The sequence below is a fragment of the Microcoleus sp. ARI1-B5 genome, assembly GCF_036705795.1.
GTDB lineage: Bacteria > Cyanobacteriota > Cyanobacteriia > Cyanobacteriales > Microcoleaceae > Microcoleus.
Genome location: NZ_JAUBVK010000014.1, coordinates 100343 through 121965, shown reverse-complemented (window position 1 = coordinate 121965; position 21623 = coordinate 100343). Strand labels below are relative to the sequence as shown.

Sequence of the window (21623 nt, the reverse complement as noted above, 5' to 3'; positions counted from 1 at the left end):
GAATGCCACTTTACATCTACTGCTGCTTTTTGTCAATATTAGTCCTGGACGCAGTGGACGCACAGCTAGAAACCCAATTTCACGAGTAGATTTCTCGTTACTCAACCCGATATTTTCCGCAGTAACCGGGTTGAGCAACGCAAATGTACGTCCTGGACTAAATATATAATTTTGCATTAATTGGTAAAATGTCAAATTTGTATGTGGGGGTTTTTTGGGTCAAATCAACCTACTATGCAGGTTTCTTTTTCGGAGCTTTTAAGATTTTGTCCTTCGCCATTTTGTCAACGATTAAGTCGCTGATAATTTGAGCTCCGTGGGAGGTAAAATGCACGCCGTCATTAATTTTTACATAGCCTCGCTTGCCCGATTTATCAGCAACTACCGGAACAAATTTGCCAGCTTCTGCAAAAGTCTCCCAAGTAGAAATAAATTCAATTTTTGGTGAAGATTTGCTCGCATTTTTATAGATATCGTTCATGATGGGAAAAGCTTTGAAATACCAAGATTTGTTAGTTGTGGATTGACCTATCCAATACACTTTTCTCACCGAGGAGGAGTCAAGTAACTTGGCATATTTATCTACTCTTGCTTGATAAGCTTTTTGCCATTCTGGGGTCAGGATTGCCCGGTATTTTCCTTGAGAATCAATGATATCTTGAGGATCGTTGCCTCCGAACAAAATTATGACTACATCCGGTCGATAATCCTGGATGATTTCGCTGGTTCTGGCATACCAGTCATAATAATCTATCCGATTTAATCCGCTCGATACTTTGTAGTCAAGTTTTGTATCGGTAATATTGTATTTTTCTTTGAGAGTATACTGGAGTTGAGTTCCTAAGTCGAACATTACTGAATCGCCAATAAATAAAAATTTGCGATAAGGTACGGTTAGTTTTGGTTTAGCTGGAGTGGGTTTTTTAGCAGGTTTTTGGGGGACAAGTGCCGATTTTGTTGCGGTTGGGACTGGAGAAGTTGCGGATTTTTTGGGGAGGCTATCGAAGTTAATATCTTTAATTTTGCTCCAAAAATCTTGTTCGGATTTCCTGAAGCCGTCTATTTCGATCAGGCGCGCTGCTTGTTTAATTTCGGGACTGGCGAAAGGAGTTGAAGAAAAGCTTTTGAGAAATAAGGATAAGTTGGAAAATATTAAAGTGAGAATTACAGAAGTGACAATCAGCAAAATTTCTCTGTCTCTCATGTTCTTAGAAATTAAAGTAAATAAAAGGCGGGACGGTACTCGGGCCCAACATCAAGATAGCATACACGAACAGCGAAACTAAGACAACCCGAAAGAAAAGGTTTTTTAAGGAAAATACGGTTTGCAATACCTTGGAAATGATCTCGCCCCACAAGTTGATCGCGCCAATGACGGCAATTACTAAATACAATTGCCAAAAGTTGAATTGAAAAGTTGCAAACGAAAAACGAAAAATTCCCTGAAAAAACCCGATCGCAGTTTCCCAGTTGGGAGTGCCGAAAAATACCCAGCTACAAGTCACAAAGCTAAATGTTAACAGCCAACTGCAAAATCGCGCAAATCTAGGAAAGGCATAGTCTAATTTGAGGTGGATAGCTTGGGGGATATCTTTACATAAATGGTTGACAATCAATCCTAAACCGTGAATTGCTCCCCAGACAATAAAGTTTAAACCTGCGCCGTGCCAAAATCCGCCGATCGCCATTGTCATCAGTAAATTTACGTACTTCCGCAACTTGCCGTATTTATTGCCACCTAAGGGAAAGTAAACGTAATCCCTCAACCACTCGGAAAGACTGATGTGCCACCTTTTCCAAAATTCTTGCAAGCCCAGCGATCGGTATGGCATATTAAAGTTAGGAATGGGTTTGAAACCCAGCAAGCAAGAGATGCCGTTAGCTAAATCCGAGTAGCCGCTGAAATCTACATAAATCAAACAAGAATAGGAAATTGCGGCGAGGATTAAATCGATGCTGCTGTACTGCTGGGGGACTTTGAAGGGCAGTTGAGTGAAGTTAAACAAAAAGCTCGATAAAGTATATTTTTTGAAGAGTCCAGACAAAATCAAAACGATAACTTCTTCGATTTGATAGTCGTATTTTTTTGGTGAATTTAGCTGCGTGTAAAATTCGCGAGGCCGCGAGATTGGCCCGGAGGCAATTTGGGGAAAGTAGGTAATGTATGTGGCGTAGTCTACAAATTTCGGACAGGGGATTTTGTGCTGGTAGCAGTCGATTAAATGCGAAATCATTCTAAATGTGTAGAACGATACGCCGACGGGGGCGATTATTTGCAAAACTTGAAAGCTAGCGGGAATGTGTAGCTGGTTCAGTACCTCAAATAACGAAGTTACAAAGAAGTTGCAATATTTAAAGATGCCGAGATTGGCAATGTTGAAAATTATGCCGGAGACGAAAGCAAGTTTTTTATATTTCCCGTTGCAAACAGCCCGGAGAATGATATAATTGTAGACTGTACCTAAAACTAGGAGCCAGAGAAAGTCGAAACTCCAAAAGGAATAAAATAATAAACTGGAAACTAGCAAGACAATTTTATATAAATCGACTTTGGGCTTCAAAGAGAGGATCGTGCTAAAAATAATTAGGAAAAATACTAGAAATTGGTAAGTTGGAAATAGCATAGATGTCAGTCAATCAAAAAATGTTAGGGCAAGAGATAAAATTTTAGTAGAGCAATAAAGAGGTTGGTAGTGAGGACTTTAGTCCTCTGAATGGATGCGGACTAAAGTCCTCACTACGAACCAAGATATAATATGACACGGCAGTGCTGTGTTCGTACAGTATTGTAGGGAATGGAGAACCACTATATTTTCATAAGTTCGATCGCCCGTTCCGGTCGTACCGCACAAAAAATCGCCGGGATTGCGGGCTTGCAGGTATTGCAAGAGGTCAATTATGTTGCAACTTCCGCTCTTGTTAACCGCACTCATAGATTCACAATCGAGTTTAAAGATTATGATGGTTGTGAGACGATATATTAACGGATAACAACAGGAATCCCCTTGATTGCGAGGAACCAACGTGCAGCCAACAGACCCTAGCAAATTTACAGATCAAGCCTGGGAAGCCATTGTCAAATCCCAGGATGTAGCCCGCCGCTTTGCCAATCAGCAGCTAGAGGTTGAACATTTAGCGATCGCCATTCTAGAACAGCAAGGCTTGGGCAACAGCATTCTCAGCAAAGCTGGAGTCGATGTCCCCCGCTTGGCGCAGCAGTTAGATGCTTTTGCCAAACGACAGCCCAGAGTTGCCAACGCTGACCAACTATACCTCGGCCGCGGCTTAGAAGTGATGTTAGATGCTGCTGAGTCTGCCAGACAGACTTGGCAAGATAATTTTATCGCCGTTGAACATTTATTAATAGGCTTGCTAGAAGACGAACGAGTCGGTAGGCGATTGCTGACTAGGGGCGACGGGCCGCCGGGCCGCCCCGGATACGATCGCAAACCGGCCCCAGGGACGATCGATCGCCCGAAACTCGATGAAGCAATCAAATCAATTCGCGCTAGCAACAAAGTCAAAGATCAAAGCCAAAGCCAAAGCCAAAGCCAAAGCCAAAGTCAAAACCAAAATTCCGACGCCAACTCCGACGCCCTCAGCAAATACGGGCGGGATTTGACAGAAGCCGCCAAAGCAGGCAAACTCGACCCAGTAATCGGCCGCGACGAGGAAATTCGCCGCGTCGTACAAGTTCTTTCCCGCCGCCAGAAAAACAATCCGGTGTTAATTGGCGATCCCGGAGTCGGAAAAACTGCGATCGCCGAAGGTTTAGCCCAGCGAATTGTCAACGGCGACGTACCCGAATCTTTGAAAAACCGCCAGCTATTCAGCCTCGACATGGGCAGTTTAATTGCTGGGGCAAAATTCCGGGGCGAATTTGAAGAAAGGTTGCGTTCTGTCCTGCGGGAAGTTATCGATTCCGACGGGCAAATTGTCCTATTTATTGACGAATTGCACACGGTTGTTGGCACTGGCGGCGGCGGTAGTTCCGGTTCGGGAATGGATGCGGGAAATTTGTTGAAACCGATGTTAGCCCGGGGCGAATTGCGCTGTATCGGCGCTACAACTCTCGATGAATTTCGCAAAAATATCGAAAAAGATCCTGCACTGGAACGCCGCTTTCAACAAGTATTTGTCGGGGAACCGACTGTGGAAGATACTGTTTCAATTTTGCGCGGATTGAAAGACCGTTACGAACGCCACCACGGGGTAAAAATTACTGATTCGGCGCTGGTAGCTGCTGCAACTTTGTCTTTTCGCTATATTTCCGATCGCTTTTTGCCGGACAAGGCGATCGACCTCGTAGACGAAGCAGCCGCCCATTTGAAAATGGAGATTACCTCCAAACCCGTGGAATTGGAAGGGATCGACCGCCGGGTGATGCAGTTGGAAATGGAAAAATTGTCGATCGAAGGCGAGGGAAAAGGTTCTCCCACCGCCACCATTACCCCCCGCATCGAACGCATCAAAACTGAGATTGATATTTTAAAAGTCAAGCAAGAAAAATTATCTTCTCAGTGGTTGGGCGAAAAGCAGTTGTTGGATGCGATCAATAAATTGAAAGCAGAAGAAGACCAACTGCGAGTGCAAATCGAACAGGCAGAAAGAGCTTACGATTTGAATAAAGCGGCGCAGTTGAAGTACGGTAAATTGGAGACTGCGGTGCGCGATCGCGAAGCCAAGGAAGCCGAACTTTTGAAACAGCAAGCTCAAGGTTCTTCGCTGCTGCGGGAAAAAGTTACTGAGGGCGACATTGCGGAAATTGTGGCTAAATGGACGGGAATTCCGGTCAACCGGTTGTTAGAATCGGAACGCCAAAAATTGCTGCAATTGGAAAGCCATTTGCACAGAAAAGTCATCGGTCAAGAGGAGGCTGTAACGGCTGTGGCGGCGGCGATTCGGCGGGCGCGGGCGGGGATGAAAGATCCCGGTAGACCGATCGGCTCTTTCTTGTTTATGGGCCCGACAGGCGTGGGAAAAACCGAGTTAGCGCGGGCGTTGGCGGAGTTTTTGTTTGACAGCGACGATGCGATCGTCCGCATCGATATGTCGGAATACATGGAGAAGCACAGCGTCTCGCGGTTGGTAGGAGCTCCCCCCGGATATGTCGGTTACGATGAAGGCGGACAACTTTCTGAAGCAGTGCGGAGACATCCTTATTCGGTGGTGCTGTTTGACGAAGTGGAAAAAGCGCACCCGGATGTATTTAACATTTTGCTGCAAGTGTTGGATGACGGCAGAATTACCGATTCTCAAGGTCGAGTGGTTGACTTTAGAAATACTGTAATTGTGATGACTAGCAATATCGGCAGCGACCACATTTTAGACGTGTTTGCGAAGAAGGAAAAAACGGCCAAGAAACCTGCAAGTCGGAAGCACGAACCGAAAGATTTGTCAAGTCACAAGACAGATTATAAAGTGGCCGCTGACGGTACTGTTGAGGTGTCGGCCCAGCGAGTCGATACATCAGATAAGAGTGAAAAAGACAAGAGTGAAAATGAAGATTTATTGACTCAAGAACGGGAGACAGACCAAGAGTACGAGCAAATGTTAAAACGGGTGATGACTGCTTTGCGATCGCACTTCCGACCTGAGTTTCTCAATCGGGTGGACGAGATAATTTTGTTCCACACTTTGAGCAAGATCGAACTGCGGCAAATAGTCAGCATTCAAGTGAAGCGGATCGAGCGGTTGTTGGCGGAGCAAAAAATTACTTTGGAACTGTCAGATGCCGCGAAAAACCACATTACAGATGTCGGTTACGACCCGGTTTACGGCGCTCGTCCGCTGAAACGCGCTATCCAGCGGGAGCTGGAAAACCCGCTGGCTAACAAGATTCTGGAAAATGCGTTTACCGAAGGCGATACAATTGCGATCGACTGCGTAAATAACACTTTGCAGTTTCGCAAAAAAGACTCTCTCCCCGCGCTGGTAGGTAACAGTTTGTAGTTGCATTTAGGAACAGGCTTTCTAGCCATTGGTGTCAACTTAACTTCAAAAGTATTCAGAGACTGCTGTTGGGTGATTTAAGGCCTGATCCCCCCTAACCCCCCTTAACAAGGGGGGGATAAGAGTCTTCTCTTTCGTCAACCCCTACTCCCCTTTTTAAGGGATCTTTCCAACTAGCAACTCTATTTGCGAAGAAGGACAAAAGTCTTCTCAAAGTCCCCCTTCTTAAGGGGGATTTAGGGGGATCAGGCCTAGGCTATAAACGAAAGATACAAAAGTTTTCTGGCTTAAGTTGACACCAATAACTTTCTAGCCTGTTCCACCAAAAATTAATCTTCTTTTGTCCCCGAAAGCCTGGTAGTTTAAAATCATGAAACAACTAACTAGAATCACTCTGAATCCAGAAGTAATGGGAGGAAAACCCTGCATTCGCGGCTTGCGAGTCACTGTGGGTACTATAGTCGGACTGATGGCATCGGGACACTTACCGTCAGGCATTTTGCAAGCCTATCCCTACCTGGAAGAAGCAGATATATATGAAGCGCTTGCCTATGCAGCGTGGCGAGTTGAAGAAGTAGAAATTCCTCTCAAAATAGCGTGAAAATTTTGATTGATATGAACCTGTCACCTGAATGGACTGTCGTATTTACTAAATACGGAATAGAGTCTCTTCATTGGTCTACAGTCGGCGATCCTCGTGCCACAGATCGCGTTATTATGGAATGGGCGCGAGTAAATGACTATGCCGTATTCACTCATGATTTAGATTTTGGCGCACTGCTGGCCGCAACCCAAGCTGATGCTCTAGCGTGTCATTCAAGTCCGTATTCAAGACGTGCTGCCTGCTAATATAGAGAGTTTGATTGTGGAAGTGTTCCATCAATTTGAGCCACAAATTGAGTCGGGGGCGTTCATTTCTGTGGATGAAACGCGCTCTAGGGTGAGAATTTTGCCGATTACACTTCGATAATTATTTATGGCCTGCTCCACAAAAATTAATCTGCTTGTGGAACAGGCCAGAAAGCCTGTTATTCAAAATAGTCAAGCCTGCTACTTAATATTACGAATTGCCCATCGTGCGGCTGGTGTAAGCATCCATGCTGTAGGCAGGAACGCGAACGCTGTAATCAATTTCTGTTCCAGTCACCGATTTTGCCAGTTGTTCAAAAGATTCATTGCTCCAATTGCGATCGTGAATGGGCTTTGACTGTTCGCCCAGGAAATATGCTTGAGTGCCAATTAATGATGCTGCGACCCAACCGACGATCAAAAGAGAGATTACAATAGCCATTTTTGGTTTTTCCTTAAGTTTTGTTGCTTTATGTAAATAAATGTAACAAAACCTGACAAAGAGCGTCAAGCTAGTGTAATGTCGTGCAAACCGTCCGGTAGGTAGTAAAAACCGTCCCTCCGACGGCAGCGGGAGAGGGTTCGAGGGGGAGACGGGACACGGGGAAAGGATTTGACGAGTATATAAGTATGTAGGGCGTGCACCGCCAAGCACGGGTCTGTAATACCGCGACTCAGATCCGAATAGTGAACTGTATCCGCTATAACAAAATAGATTGTTTAATTTTTTTAGTTAAGAACTTATAAGTTTTGCGTTAATAAATTACAATTAAAACTCTGCCGCTGGCATGACGAATCGCGGCAAAATTATGCGTTATGATTTATCAGTTTGGATTTGAACTAACAAATCCCAATTACCAAATCCCAATTACCAAATCCCAATTACCAATCACCCATAAAAATTATGCCCAACTCCATGTTAAATGACGATCCATTGTGGTTCAAAGACGCCATCATTTACGAAGTACCAATTCGCGCTTTTGCAGACAGCAACGCAGACGGCATCGGCGACTTTCGGGGACTCACAGAAAAACTGGATTACCTGCAAAACTTGGGAGTAACAGCAATTTGGGTACTGCCATTTTTTCCCTCGCCGCTCCGAGACGACGGCTACGATACATCTCACTATACCACCGTCAACCCGATTTACGGCACGTTAGACGACTTTAAAGAGCTTTTAGAAGCAGCGCACCAGCGCGGAATTAGAGTCATTATTGAGTTAATTGTCAACCACACTTCAGACCAGCACGCTTGGTTTCAGCGAGCGCGCCGCGCCCCGAAAGGCAGTAACGAAAGAGATTTTTACGTGTGGAGCGACACGCCGGAAAAATATCAAGATGCTCGCATTATTTTCCAAGATTTTGAGACTTCTAATTGGGCTTGGGATGCGGTAGCAAAAGCTTATTACTGGCACCGATTTTATTCCCACCAACCCGATTTAAATTACGACAATCCCGCCGTCCGCCAAGCCATCTTAGATGTGGTGGATTTCTGGTTGGCACTGGGAGTAGACGGACTGCGCATGGATGCCGTGCCTTACCTGTACGAGCGCGAAGGTACTAACTGCGAAAACCTGCCAGAAACTCACGTATTCCTCAAGCATTTGCGGCAGCACGTAGATGAGAAATTCCCGAACCGGATGCTGCTAGCTGAGGCGAATCAGTGGCCGGAGGATGCGGTTGAATATTACGCGGGTGGGGATGAATGTCACATGAACTTTCATTTTCCGCTGATGCCGCGTTTATTTATGGCTTTGCACATGGAAGATAGCTTCCCAATTAGCGATATTCTCCAGCAAACTCCGCACATTCCCAATAACTGTCAGTGGGCGTTATTTTTGCGCAATCACGATGAATTGACGCTGGAAATGGTGAGCGATGAAGACCGAGATTATATGTATCGGGTTTACGCTCAAGATACTCAGGCGAGAATTAATTTGGGCATCCGCCGCCGCTTGGCTCCGCTGATGGGAAATAACCGCCGCCGTATCGAGTTGATGAATGCTTTGCTGCTGTCTCTTCCGGGTACGCCGGTGCTTTACTACGGCGATGAAATTGGCATGGGTGATAATATCTATTTGGGCGATCGCAACGGGGTGAGAACTCCGATGCAGTGGAGCAGCGATCGCAATGCCGGTTTCAGCCGCGCTAACCCGCAGCGGCTGTACGCGCCGCCAATTGTTGACCCTGAATATCACTACGAATCTGTTAACGTGGAGGCGCAGCGGGCGAATCCGAGTTCTCTGTGGTGGTGGATGAAACGCTTGATTGCTGTTCGCCAGCGGTTCCAAGCATTTGGGCGCGGAACTTGCGAGTTTCTGTACCCAGAAAACCGCAAAGTTTTAGCTTTTGTGCGCACTTATCAAGACGAACACATCCTCGTAGTCGCTAATTTGTCGCGCTTCGTGCAGACGGCAGAATTAGACCTTTCTCCGTTTAAAAATGCTGTTCCGGTGGAAATTTTCGGTCGCGCTGAGTTTCCGGCGGTTGGCGAGGAGCCTTACTTTTTGAGCTTGAGTCCTCACACGTTTTACTGGTTTACTCTTACTGTTAAACAAGAAGACTTTTCGCTGCACGGTTTTAAAACAGACTTGCCGAGTTTGGCGGTCATCGGCAATTGGAAAACTGCTTTTGCTACAAGTCAGTTAAGCGATATGCTGCTCTCTATTTTGCCGAATTACTTGCGGTGCAATCGCTGGTTTATCGGTGCAGACAGGACAATTCAATCATTTGAAATAAGTGAGGTTGTGCCTGTTGAATGTAAAGATAGTGCCGGGGAGGAATCTACAGTTTACATTCTGTTTTTGCTGTTGAATTATACTGAAGGTATGGCGGAAACTTACGTTTTGCCTTTAGGTTGGGAAGAGATGAAAGGCGATGCGGACGATCGGGCGATCGCGCGCCTGCACTTCCCTGAAAGCAACGAAGCAGGGGTGCTATTTGATGCCGCTGGGGACAAAGGTCTGCTGACAGCGCTGCTGGGGGCGATCGCCAATTCTCGCAGTTACGCAGGTACAGCCGGTCAACTGGTAGGAATTGCCGACAATATATTCAGCTCAGACCAAGATTTATCGCAGCTCGAACCTTACCTGTTCAAAAAAGAACAAAGCAATACATCCGCAGGTTACGGCGATCGCTTCGTCCTAAAAATATTGCGAAAAGTCGAGGAAGGAATCAACCCCGAATTAGAAATCGGACGCTTTTTAACCGATCGCAACCCGATCCAACACTACGCTCCAATTGCCGGAGCATTGGAATATCACACAGCCGAAAAACAAGTAATTACAGTCGGAATACTGCAAAAACTAATCCCCGACAGCAGGGACGCTTGGTCTTATACATTAGACACGCTGCGCGACTATTTCGAGCAAGTAATGACAGTAGAAGCAAAGTATTCCGGCGAGATTTTATCTACTTCCCCCGAAGATTATTTACCGAGCGCTTTGACCGGACAAATGCGGCAGTCAAACTCGCTAGTAGCCGATTTATCCCTAGAAATTCCGGCCTTAGCTCGCGAACTCATCGGCTCTTACTTAGCATCAGCCGAACTTTTAGGTCAGCGGACAGCGGAACTTCACCTCGCTTTAGCTTCAGACACAGAAAGTCCGGCTTTTGCTCCAGAAAACTTCACCTCATTTTACCAGCGTTCCATCTACCAACACATGAGAAATATGGCAGGAAGAACTTTGCTGCTGCTGAAAAAGCATCTGTCCAAACTGCCGCCAGAAACGCAAAAAATGGCACAAAATCTCCTCAACCGCGAAGAGTTGCTCATGGAACGTTTCAAGTCTATTTTGAACTTGAGAATCACGGCCGATCGAATTCGCTGTCACGGGGACTTTCATTTCGGGCAAGTTCTTTATACAGGTAAAGACTTCGTAATTATTGATTTCGGAGGAGAACGGAATCGACCGTTAAGCGAGCGGCGGATGAAGAGGTCGCCCCTGCGAGATGTGGCGGGAATGCTGCAATCTTTCAATTACGCTGTTACTTTGGCGCTGCGAAACGAAGTAGAAAGTGGCATGATCCGCCCTGAAAATCTTCCCGAGATGCAGCAGTGGGCGAACGTTTGGCACCGCTGGGTCAGCCTCACTTTTCTTAACAGCTATTTGGTAACAGCAGCCGATGCCAGTTTCTTGCCAAAATCTATACCGGAACTACAAGTTTTGCTGGATGCTTACATTTTGGAAAAAGGGGTTGCTGAGCTGGCCTACGAACTAAATTACCGTTTGGATTGGGCGGAAATTCCGATGAAACGGATTTTACAATTGCTGAATGTCAATCGCAAGCCGTAGCTGATTTTTAAGTATTGAGTAGGGTGCGCAGTGCGCACCTTACATTAACTAAATCTGCTTTGATAAAGATTTTCTCGGCGAATAGAATTCGCTCCTTGTCAAACGAAGTCCGCGCAACGCGAGACTAAAGAATAAAGCACATTGCATTACTTAAAATAGAGAGCTGCTTGATATAAAACTTGTTCTTGATGAGTTAACAAAGTGCAGTCAGAAAGCGGGTAAGCCACACAGGTAACAGCGTAGCCAGCTTGCAATTCTGACGGCTTCAAAAACTTTTGTTCGCTTTGGTCGATTTCGCCGCCAAGCAGTTTGGCAACGCAAGCAGAACACTCTCCTTGCTTGCATCCATTGGGCAAGCGGATGCCGGCATCTTCTGCTATATCTAGGATATACTGGTCGTCCGGTACTGCGATCGTGCGATCGAGCGCGAGATCCTGATTCACCAGCCGAACTTGATAAACTGCCATTTCCACCTCTGATATTATTTCCGAGTTTAAGGACTCGGCGGTTGAAACCGCTTCTTGTCAAACGAAGTCCGCGGAGGCGGACTGAAGAAGAATTGATATTAGCGGAATTATCGGCTGCTAGACAAGCGCTTCTTGATAATCCAGATTTTCATCTAGATAAATAGCCCGAATATCCTCCGGCAAATTTGACTCTAAAGTTTGATATCCTTTTTGCAGCAAAGCCTTGACTTGAGCGGGCGAAATCGCTTCACCTTCAGCTTGCAAATAAGCTGCAATTCGAGTTTCGCTCCACCGGAAAGTCTGGGCCATCAACACAACTAAACGGGGGAGTGGCGCCAACAATTCTAAGGCTTGTCTGACGTAACACCACAGGGGAGGCGAAGCGGATTGCAAAGAGTAGTGAATCGACTCAACAGGGGGCAATTCGGCTTGATTGATGCAGACAGCGGTGACATTAATCAGCCAATTTTGGAGACTGAGATTGTCGCCATCAGGATCTTGGGTTTCGCGACGCAAATCGAGACCTCGGAGCTCGTGATAGATGTGCTGCCAGGTGTGGGCGAACAGGTAATCGCCTTGTACGGGCGATCGCACGGAATGGCGGATCAGGGAGTGTACAATTTGAGCGTAGCGGCAAAAAATCGCCGTGAAGAAGCGGCCCTGATCGGGATGGTTTTGAAACAGAGTCAATAATTCCCGATCGCTGTGATGGAACAGGGATTTGACCACAGGGTGGTTGAGTTCGGAAAAAACAGGTGTTTGCACAATTGTTCTGTAACGGTTTTGGGAATAAATGCTGTTGCAGCACGATTCTACACGATTTGTCGATCGACATTCCAGAGTTGAGGGTGATTTTTTAGCGGTACGATGCCCGCAGAGCGGTATTTCTGCCATTTTGCCGCTCTTTCAAGATAGTATGTATTTTCCACTCGTGCGATCGGGCTTTTCACAGAACCGAAAAGTTATGAAAAACTCAGGCTATATTACTCCCAATCAAAAAGAACCAGCGCCGAAAAAATCTGTATCGGTTAATGATGGTAAATTAAGAGCGATCGCCTACAGTATGGATGCTCTGATTCCGGGTTTTTATGCTTGGTTTGGCCCGCTTAAAATCCGTATTGGCGGCAGTGAAGCGGAAGAAACATATCCGGGAACAATTCACAGTTTTGCGGGTACAGCGCTAGTATTGTCAGGCTATCGGATCTACAGCACCTATCAGGGGAGTTATGACCCTTGACAAGCACACCATTCAAGGTATTTCGCCAATTTCATCTAAAACTTTGCCTGTAGTTGACTTTGAACAACTGATGTTAGATGCAGGTTACACTCGTATCGGTTCAGCTCCAGCAAAAGGCAGTAGAATTAAATTTTGGTGGAGTCACCAGACTTTTCCTAGAGTCGAGTCTATATACAGTTCTGACCTAAAAACTGCCATAACTGCTTACCATGTTTAGTGATTCGTAGGGTGCGCAATGCGCACCTTACTACTACAGACAACCATAACCTCCGCCCCCCGGAGTCTCAATGACAAACACATCCCCCGATCGCATTTCCACACTCGCCGTACTCCCCAATTCCTCAATATTTCCATCAAATCTTTCAACATAATTGAGCCCAACTTTCCCCGCTTCCCCCCCATGCAAACCGCAGGGAGAAATCACCCGCCGCCCCGATAAAATTCCCGCCGTCATCGCTTCCAGAAACCGCACTCGCCGCACTGTTCCATTCCCCCCGCGATGACATCCATTCCCCCCGCTATTAGCCCGGATTGCAAAACTTTCTAACAGCACCGGAAACCGCCATTCCAACACTTCAGGATCGGTTAAACGCGAATTAGTCATGTGAGTTTGCACCGCATCTGTGCCGTCAAAATTTGCACCAGCACCGGAACCGCCGCAAATTGTTTCATAATATTGATAGCGCCGATCGCCAAATGTGAAATTATTCATGGTTCCCTGAGAAGATGCGATCGCACCTAGCGCACAATACAAAGCATCCGTAATATTCTGCGAAGTTTCCACATTTCCCGCCACCACCGCCGCCGGATAGCGTGGATTCAGCATACAGCCTGCGGGATTGATAATTTCGAGAGGTTTCAAACAGCCCGCATTCAGAGGAATATCGTCATCTACCAAGGTGCGGAAAACGTACAACACAGCCGCTTTACACACCGCAGCCGGAGCATTAAAATTGTTAAATTGTTGGGGAGAAGTGCCAGTAAAATCAATTTTAGCACTGCGCGCAGACTTGTTAATTGTAATAGCTACTTTAATTTGTCCGCCGCTATCCATCGGATAAGTAAATTCGCCATCACTCAAAACCTCAATTACTCGGCGCACAGATTCTTCAGCATTATCTTGCACAAAACCCATATAAGCTTGTACTGTTTCCAAGCCGTAATGTTCTACCATTTTGAGAAGTTCTGCTAAACCGCGATTGTTGGCGGCAATTTGCGCTTGCAAATCTGCGATATTTTGTTCGTAATTGCGAACTGGGAAATCTCCCGCCGTCAGAATTTCTAGTAATTCTTGTTCGCGGAATTGGCCCTCGCTGACTAACTGGAAATTGTCGAGCAATACCCCTTCTTCGGTGACAGTTTTACTGTTAGGAGGCATGGAACCGGGAGTGATGCCGCCGATATCGGCGTGGTGTCCCCGCGAGGCAACATAAAACAAAGGAAGCGAGGAATCACGATTAAATACTGGAGTAATTACGGTGATATCTGGTAAGTGCGTGCCGCCATTGTAAGGATTGTTAGAAACATAAACATCCCCAGGCTTAATTTCATGAGCTTGTGCTAAGATTAAAGCTGAAACGCTTTCGCTCATGGAACCGAGATGCACGGGAATGTGCGGCGCGTTGGCAACTAATTGCCCGTTTTTGTCGAAGATTGCACAGGAAAAGTCTAGGCGTTCTTTGATGTTGACTGAGGAACTTGTATTTTGCAATGTGACGCCCATTTGTTCGGCGATCGCCCGAAACAAGTTATTAAAAATTTCCAGCAAAACCGGATCTGATTTAACCGAAGACGAATGGGTGTTAACTGCATTCATCTGCGTGGATAGGCGGTTCAAAATCAAGTCATTATTGGCGGTGATTTCCCCTTCCCAACCCGGTTCTATGATATTAGTTCCAGTTGCTTCTACAATCATCGCCGGGCCGGTAATGCAGTCGCCCGATCGCAAATCCTCTCTTTGATAAACAGGCGTTTCCCGCCACTTACCAGCAACATACATTTGCACAGTGGAAATTGGCTGCACTGGCAAGATGGCCCTGTCACTGGAATTGGAAATTATCGACTCACCCAGCACATTCATTGTTTCTACAACTTCCACCGAAACCGCTTCGACAATTAGTGCTTTTTCCGGCATCATAAAACTGTAACGCTGTCGGTGCGCTGCTTCAAAATCAGCCTGCATCTCCTCAACACTCCCAGCAAAATCCACCATCAAAACCGAATCGCTGCCCTGATATTTTAGATACAGCTTCCTAACAACCAAAACCTCTTTCTCTCCCTCTGTGCTCTCTGCGCCTCTGCGGTTCAATTCCCTCTTTCCCTCCGCCTCCAATTGCCCTAAAATATTGTGTAAATCACCAATTAATTCTGCATTTAATTGTTGCTCGATCGCCCTTTCGCGAATAGCCCGCACATCAGCCAAACCCATACCGTAAGCGGATAGCACGCCCGCGTAGGGGTGAATAAACACCCGTTTCATCCCCAAACAATCGGCGATCGCACAAGCGTGTTGGCCGCCCGCACCGCCGAAACAGCACAACGTATACTCCGAAACATCGTAACCGCGCTGAAGCGAGATTTTTTTGACCGCATTAGCCATCTTTTCCACCGCGATCGCCAAAAAACCCTCCGCCACCTGTTCGGGAGTCTTTTCGCCCCCAATTTCCCCCGCTAACTGCACAAATTTTTGCTTAACTGCGTCAGGGGCGATCGGCAAATCTCCCCCCAATCCAAACACTTTCGGGAAAAAATCCGGCTGAATTTTGCCCAACATCACATTGCAATCAGTCACCGTCAAAGGGCCGCCTTTCCGATAGCAAGCAGGCCCCGGATTAGCGCCCGCAGACTCCGGCCCGACGCGGTAGCGCGCCCCGTCAAAAAACACGATCGAACCGCCACCGGCTGCTACAGTATGAATTGCCATCACGGGCGATCGCAATCTCACCCCAGCAATTTCCGTCTCAAATTCGCGTTCGTATTCCCCGTTAAAATGGGCAACATCTGTCGAAGTTCCGCCCATATCAAAGGTAATAATTTTATCAAAACCAGCCTTTTTACTCGTTTGAACTGCACCGACAATTCCCCCAGCAGGCCCGGATAAAATACTGTTTTTCCCTTGAAATTGCGCGGCATCTACCAAGCCGCCGTTTGACTGCATAAACATTAATTTTGGGGATGGGGCATTGGGCATTGGGCATTGGGCATTGGGCATGGATAATCCCTCATCTCGATGATCTACCTCAATTAATTCACTGGTTACTTGTTCGACATAACGCCGCAAAATCGGAGATAAATAAGCATCCACAACCGCAGTATCTCCCCGCGAAACTAATTTCATTAAAGGACTAACTTCGTGAGATACTGAAATTTGAGTAAAGCCAATTTCTTTGGCTATTTTAGCAACTTGTTTTTCATGTTCCGAGTAGCGGTAGCCGTGCATAAATACGATCGCACAACTGCGAATTCCCTCATCGTATGCTTGCTGCAAAGACGGGACAAACTCACGATTGACAGCAATTAACTCTTCACCTCGGGCGCTGTAGCGTTCTGCAACCTCAATAACGCGATCGTACAGCATCTCGGGCAGCACAATGTGGCGGGCGAAAATATTCGGGCGATTTTGATAGCCAATTCTCAGCGCATCGCCGAAACCTTTAGTAATTAACAGAATAGTGCGATCGCCCTTACGTTCCAGCAAAGCATTTGTCGCCACCGTCGTACCCATTTTAATCGCTGAAATTTCCCCCGTCGGTATCGATTCCCCCGCCCCAATCCCCAAAATATCGCGAATTCCTTGGACTGCTGCGTCGGTGTAGCGATCGGGATTTTCCGACAGCAGCTTGTGAATAACTAACTTACCATCAGGGCTTTGGGCGACAATATCGGTAAAAGTACCGCCGCGATCGATCCAAAATTGCCAGCGAGTGCGATCGGGAAAATCAGCATTCATATATTTTTCCTGAATTTTGTTATGTGAATAATTGAGAATTATTTAACAAAATAATCTAAAAGTCAATTCATAAAAATCATAACCTTATACTCATAAAAATCATATCACTTTCTCTTTTCTCTTCTTCTTTCTTCCTTCCTACCCTTCGGGAACGGCTTCGCCGAACGCGCCCTTTGCGACGAAAGCGGTTCAATAAAATTCCTACATATACCGAATAGCCTCAACCAACCCCCGACAAACACCAGCCAAAAAATCCAAATCCAAAGTCTCAATCTTATCGCTCGCTTGATGATAATGAGGATTCCGCATATTAGCCGTATCCGTCACCATAATCGCCGGATAACCATTATCCCAAAAAGGAGCATGATCGCTGCGGCGAGTATCCGGCACAATCAAACCTCGATTCGGCACCGGCAACCACTCGCAAGCTTGACCGGATTTGCGGATGTTTCTGCTCAAAGTAATCATATCGCGCACAGTCCGCAAATTTCCAATTAAAGCAATGAAATTGCCAATATTCGGATAAAAATATTTGAGTCCCGCCGGATAGCTTTGGGAGTTGGGAGTGCGATCGCAATAACCCAACATTTCCAAAGAAATCATCAACCGGATTGACTGTTTCTGTTGCTTGCATTTAGCTGCATGATGCTTGCTTCCCCAACAACCGGATTCTTCCAGATCGAAAGCAACTAATTGTACTGGATATTTTAGCGGTTGAAGTGCGAGAGCCCTTGCGAGTTCCAGCACAACAGCAACACCCGTAGCATTATCATCAGCCCCAGCCGTCCCCGGTACAGTATCGTAATGAGCACCGATTATAATCGGCAAATTTTCTTGCTTCCCCCCCTTAGCAAGGGGGGGATTGAGGGGGGGTAAGTCCAAGATAAAATTGTGATGAATTCGCCCGCGCACCGCAAAATCGTCGATTTCTACAGTGCCCCACTGTCCCAACTCTTCGCGAATGTATTGCTGGACATAGAAATGCCCTGCGGATGCCAAGTAAGGATGGCGATCGCGTACAATTTGAATTAGATGGCTGTGCAGGCGTTCTTTGAGATCCATGCGATCGAAGATACAATGAGTACACTCAGATTATATGGGATTGAATTATGATTGGAGAAGTCAGAATCCAAAATTACAAGTCTCTTCAAAAGCTGAAGCTGGAATTAGGACGAGTCACCGTACTGATTGGCGAAAATGGCTGCGGTAAGAGCAATATTTTGGAGGCGATCGCCCTGGCTTCTGCGGCTGCTAATGATAAACTGGATAATGAGTTTCTTGCTGCACGGGGGATTCGGGTGACAGAACCTCGATTTATGCGATCGGCTTTTGAAAAGGAAAATTTAGATAAAGATATCAGCATAGAATTAAGAGGGGAAGAGCAACAACAATTTAGTTGTGTTTTGCAAAATGATAATTCTCCCTATTCTCAGTGGGTTAGTAAAAACTTTTTGGGCAATTCTGAAACTTCTGTAAAGAATGCTGTCATGCTGCTTCTTCAAAAACATGGGGGAATAGACAAATTTACATCTGTTTTAGAATATAAAACTGAGTTGTCAGAACAAGAATGGTTAAGCTTCAAAAAGGATGCCGAATCATTTATTCCCATACTTGACTTAAATAAATTTATCATTTACTCTCCTGAAAATCCAGCGTTACGAACTTTTGAAAAAGAAGGGCAAATTCAACCGTTAGGCATTAATGGGGAAGGCTTATTTAAACTTATAAGTTTTTTAAGTTTCGATAAAAAGCAAGACAAACTTAATGAAATCAAAAACAAACTGCGATTGATAGATTGGTTTAAAGATTTTGAAATTCCTCAAAATTTATCAGCGATGCAAACTTCTCTCCACATCACAGATAGATACTTAGATACTGATTTAAGTTATTTCGACCAAAGAAGCTCGAATGAAGGCTTTTTGTTTTTACTGTTTTATTTTACCTTGTTCATCAGCGATATCACGCCTAAGTTTTTTGCAATTGATAACATTGACGCTTCCCTCAATCCCAGATTGTGCCGCCGATTAATTCAAGAATTAGTCGAACTAGCAAAAAAACACGACAAACAAGTTATATTTACAACCCACAACCCGGCTGTTTTGGACGGTTTAGATTTAGATGATGAGGAACAGCGGCTGTTTGTCATTTATCGAAACCAATTAGGACATACCAAAGCCCGACGCATTCTCAAACCTAAAACTATCGAGGGACAGGAACCTGTAAAATTATCAGAGGCTTTTTTGAGGGGCTATATCGGAGGACTTCCTAAGAATTTTTAATATGACTAATTTTGGATTAATTACAGAGTGATTAACTGACCAGATTGTTATTGAAAGTATTTTAGCAGGATATTTCAATAACCCGGATATAGATATTAGACCGCTTCAACCAGAAAGAGATAAAGATGATGAGAATAAATCTCATAACTATGGAGGTTGGAGTCAAGTTTTTGCTTACTGCGAGTCAAATAATTTTAAGGAAGCATTTCAATTTATCGATTATATTATTATCCAAATAGATACTGATGTTTCAGAAGATTATAATATCGCCAAGCAAGATGAAAATGGTGAGTTTACTCCTCAGCAGTTGATTGCAAAAGTTATTGAGAAATTTAGAGGCGGGATTGGTGAGGATTTTTACAACACCAATCAACAGAAGATAATTTTTGCAATATCTGTACATTCTATTGAGTGTTGGTTGCTCCCACTGTATTATACAGATAAACAGAAAAAAGCTAAATGCAAAAACTGTCTTAATACGTTAAATTATGAGCTTTCCAAGCAACACAAATTTACCATTGACAAGAATGCTAAACATCCTGAATATTATCGAGAGATTGCCAAACAATATGGCAAGCATAAAGTTTTAATGAAGCAGTACCAAGATAATCCTAGTCTGAAAATTTTTATAGAAGAGATTGAGAGTAGAAATATTCAAATTCTTGAAGAGGATGACTGGTAACGATCCAGATTTTCATGTCGTATAATAGAGACAAAACTTAGGAGATTAGTATGCAGGCATACAAACTGAGAGGTAAAATCGATGCAACTGGCAACTTGGTAGTTTTGGAATCCGTGGATATGCCACCCGGAGATGTCGAAATCATCGTTTGGCAGGTAGCTGATGCGGTTAAACTGGCTAGCGAGTCGAAAAGTGCGATACCTGAGACACCTCAGACAAAGTTTAAAACGAAGGTGAAAGCATTTCAAGCTTTGTTTGAGAATACTCAGCTTGTCCCGCCTGACTTCGATGCAGAGGAAGCTAGATGGGAAGCTTTGAAGGAGAAATATAACTTGTGAAATTCCTCAGAGATACTCATGATTTAAGAGTTAACGAATTCTCCCCATAATAGTTTTCAATTCTCTGAAATACAGGACAGGTCAGTACCGTTTCCCTACCCAACTCCCTAAACTTCCGACTCCAATTCTGTAGCCCGTACTTGCACGGGAAATTCCACAGAATTCAACTCAGACGACTCTAATAACTGCACTTCCTCTTCCGAATTCGCTGCACCATTCCGGGTTTTCCCCAATTTTTCAGCCAAAGTATCCCGCTGGTTGATCAAATAAATACTCACCAATGTCAGCCCGACTCCCATCGATTGCAGCGGATTCAAAACCTCGCCCAACAACAAATTACCGAACAGCAAAGCAAAAACCGGAGTCAGAAATGTCAAAGAACTTAAACTCGTCAGACTGCCGCTTGAAGCAAAGTAAAAGAACAAACCGTAGGCGATCGCACTTCCGAACACAGTAGAATAACCTAAAGCCATCCAGCCCGACAAATCGATATTCACAAACTGCCCAGACTCAGTAGCCGCCGAAATCGCCAACAGCGGCAAACCGCCCAAAATCATGTGCCAGCCCGTCGCCACCACCGGGTCAACATAACGGCACACCCAGCGCACTAAAACCGTTCCCACAGCCATCGACAAAGCTGCCAACAGCATCAACCATTCTCCACCCTGAAACAACTGTTCGATACCCGCAACCTGCGCGTTTTCAGGATGAAACAGCCCCCAAATAAAGCCATCCGGCAACCCAATCAAACTGATGCCGATAACGCCGATTGCTAATCCCAACCAGCCCCAAAAACCTATTTTTTCTTGAAACAGCCACAAACACAAAATCGCCACAGCTAGCGGTTGAGAATCAATCATCACCGAACCCAAACCCGCACCGGTTCTCGCCAAACCTTCGGCTAAAAAGCCTTGAAACAAAGTGCCGTCAACTAATGCAAACAGCGAAATCCACAGCCAAGCTTTCCAACCGGCAGGTTGCTGTTTTCCCATCAAAGCAGCCGCCAGCAAAACCAACACGCCCGCAGGTACTAAACGCACGAAGGCCACAAACAGCGGTGTCGTGTGCGGCATCACCCCTTTCATCGCTACCATCGCGGTTCCCCACAGGAAAAACGGCGCAATCAGCAACAGCGGGGCAAAGGGCAGTTTAGAATCGGTAAGTTTTAGCTGCATGGCGGAGACTCCAAATAATTGATGAGAGTGGCTCTCACGGGAATGATGTAGATTTGTTAAGCAATTTTTACAATTATATATCGAAGGTGGGTTAAGTGCGATCGAACTTAACGCTACACCCCCGATCCGGCTCTTAATTAATTCCCTGCCTCATAGCGAAAGTCCTCTCAAAGAGGACTGCAGAACTCATTAGTCCTCTCTCGCTGTGGACTTTCGCCCGACGCCAGGGGTTTAAACCCCTGGCGGACTGGCGGACTGCGGGTGAACCCCTGGCGGACTGGCGGACTGCGGGTGAATCCCTGGCGGAATGCGGGCTTAACGCGCTTGTTGGCACCCATGCCCCCGCAAGGGCCCGACGAATACCTTGGGATAAGGCACACTAGAAGTTAGCTACAAAATTT

Annotated in this window: 17 protein-coding genes; 8 read left to right on the top strand and 9 right to left on the bottom strand. The window is 45.6% G+C overall.

Annotated features, from left to right (window positions below; all coding sequences use genetic code 11):
* Positions 1–232: 232 nt before the first annotated feature.
* The 3 genes from QUB63_RS20420 to QUB63_RS20410 form a co-directional block, all read right to left on the bottom strand.
* Complete coding sequence (locus QUB63_RS20420; protein WP_332947114.1) at positions 233–1204, bottom strand: SGNH/GDSL hydrolase family protein; 972 nt, start codon at positions 1202–1204, stop codon at positions 233–235.
* A gap of 4 nt (positions 1205–1208) precedes the next feature.
* Positions 1209–2624 carry an MBOAT family O-acyltransferase gene (locus QUB63_RS20415; RefSeq protein WP_332947113.1) on the bottom strand — a complete coding sequence of 472 codons (1416 nt, stop codon included), beginning with the start codon at positions 2622–2624 and terminating at the stop codon, positions 1209–1211.
* Between the two features lie 78 nt (positions 2625–2702).
* On the bottom strand, positions 2703–2933 hold the full coding sequence (locus QUB63_RS20410) for a hypothetical protein (protein WP_332947112.1): 231 nt from the start codon (positions 2931–2933) through the stop codon (positions 2703–2705).
* A 91-nt stretch (positions 2934–3024) separates the two neighbouring features.
* Between QUB63_RS20410 and QUB63_RS20405 the strand changes: the two genes are divergently transcribed.
* The 3 genes from QUB63_RS20405 (at position 3025) to QUB63_RS20395 (ending at position 6801) form a co-directional block, all read left to right on the top strand.
* On the top strand, positions 3025–5952 hold the full coding sequence (locus tag QUB63_RS20405) for an ATP-dependent Clp protease ATP-binding subunit (protein ID WP_332947110.1): 2928 nt from the start codon (positions 3025–3027) through the stop codon (positions 5950–5952).
* A 370-nt stretch (positions 5953–6322) separates the two neighbouring features.
* Positions 6323–6553 carry a DUF433 domain-containing protein gene (locus QUB63_RS20400; RefSeq protein WP_332947108.1) on the top strand — a complete coding sequence of 77 codons (231 nt, stop codon included), beginning with the start codon at positions 6323–6325 and terminating at the stop codon, positions 6551–6553.
* A complete protein-coding gene (locus QUB63_RS20395) occupies positions 6550–6801 on the top strand; it encodes a DUF5615 family PIN-like protein (protein ID WP_332947107.1) in 252 nt (83 codons plus the stop codon). Before QUB63_RS20400 ends, QUB63_RS20395 begins: the two co-directional genes overlap by 4 nt.
* A gap of 211 nt (positions 6802–7012) precedes the next feature.
* Here QUB63_RS20395 and QUB63_RS20390 read toward each other — a convergent pair whose 3' ends face one another.
* Positions 7013–7243: a photosystem II protein, Psb35-related gene (locus tag QUB63_RS20390; protein WP_332947106.1), complete on the bottom strand. Its 231-nt coding sequence runs from the start codon at positions 7241–7243 to the stop codon at positions 7013–7015.
* A 462-nt stretch (positions 7244–7705) separates the two neighbouring features.
* Between QUB63_RS20390 and treS the strand changes: the two genes are divergently transcribed.
* Complete coding sequence (gene treS, locus QUB63_RS20385) at positions 7706–11095, top strand: maltose alpha-D-glucosyltransferase (protein WP_332947105.1); 3390 nt, start codon at positions 7706–7708, stop codon at positions 11093–11095.
* A 146-nt stretch (positions 11096–11241) separates the two neighbouring features.
* On the opposite strand, the gene QUB63_RS20380 is transcribed toward treS, so the two are convergent.
* A complete protein-coding gene (locus QUB63_RS20380; RefSeq protein WP_332947104.1) occupies positions 11242–11562 on the bottom strand; it encodes a 2Fe-2S iron-sulfur cluster-binding protein in 321 nt (106 codons plus the stop codon).
* Positions 11563–11679: 117 nt separating this feature from the next.
* Positions 11680–12327: an RNA polymerase sigma factor gene (locus QUB63_RS20375; protein WP_332947177.1), complete on the bottom strand. Its 648-nt coding sequence runs from the start codon at positions 12325–12327 to the stop codon at positions 11680–11682.
* Between the two features lie 199 nt (positions 12328–12526).
* On the opposite strand from QUB63_RS20375, the gene QUB63_RS20370 reads away from it, so the two are divergent.
* Positions 12527–12799 carry a hypothetical protein gene (locus QUB63_RS20370; protein ID WP_332947103.1) on the top strand — a complete coding sequence of 91 codons (273 nt, stop codon included), beginning with the start codon at positions 12527–12529 and terminating at the stop codon, positions 12797–12799.
* Between the two features lie 250 nt (positions 12800–13049).
* Here the strand turns inward: QUB63_RS20370 and QUB63_RS20365 are convergent, their stop codons facing one another.
* Positions 13050–16748, bottom strand: a complete 3699-nt coding sequence (locus QUB63_RS20365; protein ID WP_332947102.1) for a hydantoinase B/oxoprolinase family protein — start codon at positions 16746–16748, stop codon at positions 13050–13052.
* 201 nt (positions 16749–16949) lie between these two features.
* A complete protein-coding gene (locus QUB63_RS20360; protein WP_332947101.1) occupies positions 16950–17810 on the bottom strand; it encodes a M20/M25/M40 family metallo-hydrolase in 861 nt (286 codons plus the stop codon).
* 47 nt (positions 17811–17857) lie between these two features.
* Between QUB63_RS20360 and QUB63_RS20355 the strand changes: the two genes are divergently transcribed.
* The 3 genes from QUB63_RS20355 (at position 17858) to QUB63_RS20345 (ending at position 20047) form a co-directional block, all read left to right on the top strand.
* Entirely contained in the window at positions 17858–19027 is a 1170-nt protein-coding gene (locus QUB63_RS20355; RefSeq protein ID WP_332947100.1) for an AAA family ATPase, read from the top strand.
* 307 nt (positions 19028–19334) lie between these two features.
* Positions 19335–19709 (top strand): hypothetical protein, encoded by a 375-nt coding sequence (locus tag QUB63_RS20350; RefSeq protein ID WP_332947098.1) that lies wholly within the window; start codon positions 19335–19337, stop codon positions 19707–19709.
* Positions 19710–19759: 50 nt separating this feature from the next.
* Complete coding sequence (locus QUB63_RS20345; protein ID WP_332947096.1) at positions 19760–20047, top strand: hypothetical protein; 288 nt, start codon at positions 19760–19762, stop codon at positions 20045–20047.
* A gap of 107 nt (positions 20048–20154) precedes the next feature.
* Here QUB63_RS20345 and QUB63_RS20340 read toward each other — a convergent pair whose 3' ends face one another.
* Positions 20155–21222, bottom strand: a complete 1068-nt coding sequence (locus tag QUB63_RS20340; protein ID WP_332947093.1) for a DMT family transporter — start codon at positions 21220–21222, stop codon at positions 20155–20157.
* Positions 21223–21623 lie beyond the last annotated feature (401 nt).

Excerpts from the sequence above, each read along its gene's own strand:
- QUB63_RS20345 (WP_332947096.1), top strand. The coding sequence starts at position 19,760 with ATGCAGGCATACAAACTGAGAGGTAAAATCGATGCAACTGGCAACTTG.
- QUB63_RS20390 (WP_332947106.1), bottom strand. The coding sequence starts at position 7,243 with ATGGCTATTGTAATCTCTCTTTTGATCGTCGGTTGGGTCGCAGCATCA.
- QUB63_RS20410 (WP_332947112.1), bottom strand. The coding sequence starts at position 2,933 with ATGAGTGCGGTTAACAAGAGCGGAAGTTGCAACATAATTGACCTCTTG.
- QUB63_RS20420 (WP_332947114.1), bottom strand. The coding sequence starts at position 1,204 with ATGAGAGACAGAGAAATTTTGCTGATTGTCACTTCTGTAATTCTCACT.
- QUB63_RS20365 (WP_332947102.1), bottom strand. The coding sequence starts at position 16,748 with ATGAATGCTGATTTTCCCGATCGCACTCGCTGGCAATTTTGGATCGAT.
- QUB63_RS20415 (WP_332947113.1), bottom strand. The coding sequence starts at position 2,624 with ATGCTATTTCCAACTTACCAATTTCTAGTATTTTTCCTAATTATTTTT.
- QUB63_RS20340 (WP_332947093.1), bottom strand. The coding sequence starts at position 21,222 with ATGCAGCTAAAACTTACCGATTCTAAACTGCCCTTTGCCCCGCTGTTG.
- QUB63_RS20360 (WP_332947101.1), bottom strand. The coding sequence starts at position 17,810 with ATGGATCTCAAAGAACGCCTGCACAGCCATCTAATTCAAATTGTACGC.
- QUB63_RS20370 (WP_332947103.1), top strand. The coding sequence starts at position 12,527 with ATGAAAAACTCAGGCTATATTACTCCCAATCAAAAAGAACCAGCGCCG.
- QUB63_RS20380 (WP_332947104.1), bottom strand. The coding sequence starts at position 11,562 with ATGGCAGTTTATCAAGTTCGGCTGGTGAATCAGGATCTCGCGCTCGAT.
- QUB63_RS20400 (WP_332947108.1), top strand. The coding sequence starts at position 6,323 with ATGAAACAACTAACTAGAATCACTCTGAATCCAGAAGTAATGGGAGGA.
- treS (WP_332947105.1), top strand. The coding sequence starts at position 7,706 with ATGCCCAACTCCATGTTAAATGACGATCCATTGTGGTTCAAAGACGCC.
- QUB63_RS20355 (WP_332947100.1), top strand. The coding sequence starts at position 17,858 with ATGATTGGAGAAGTCAGAATCCAAAATTACAAGTCTCTTCAAAAGCTG.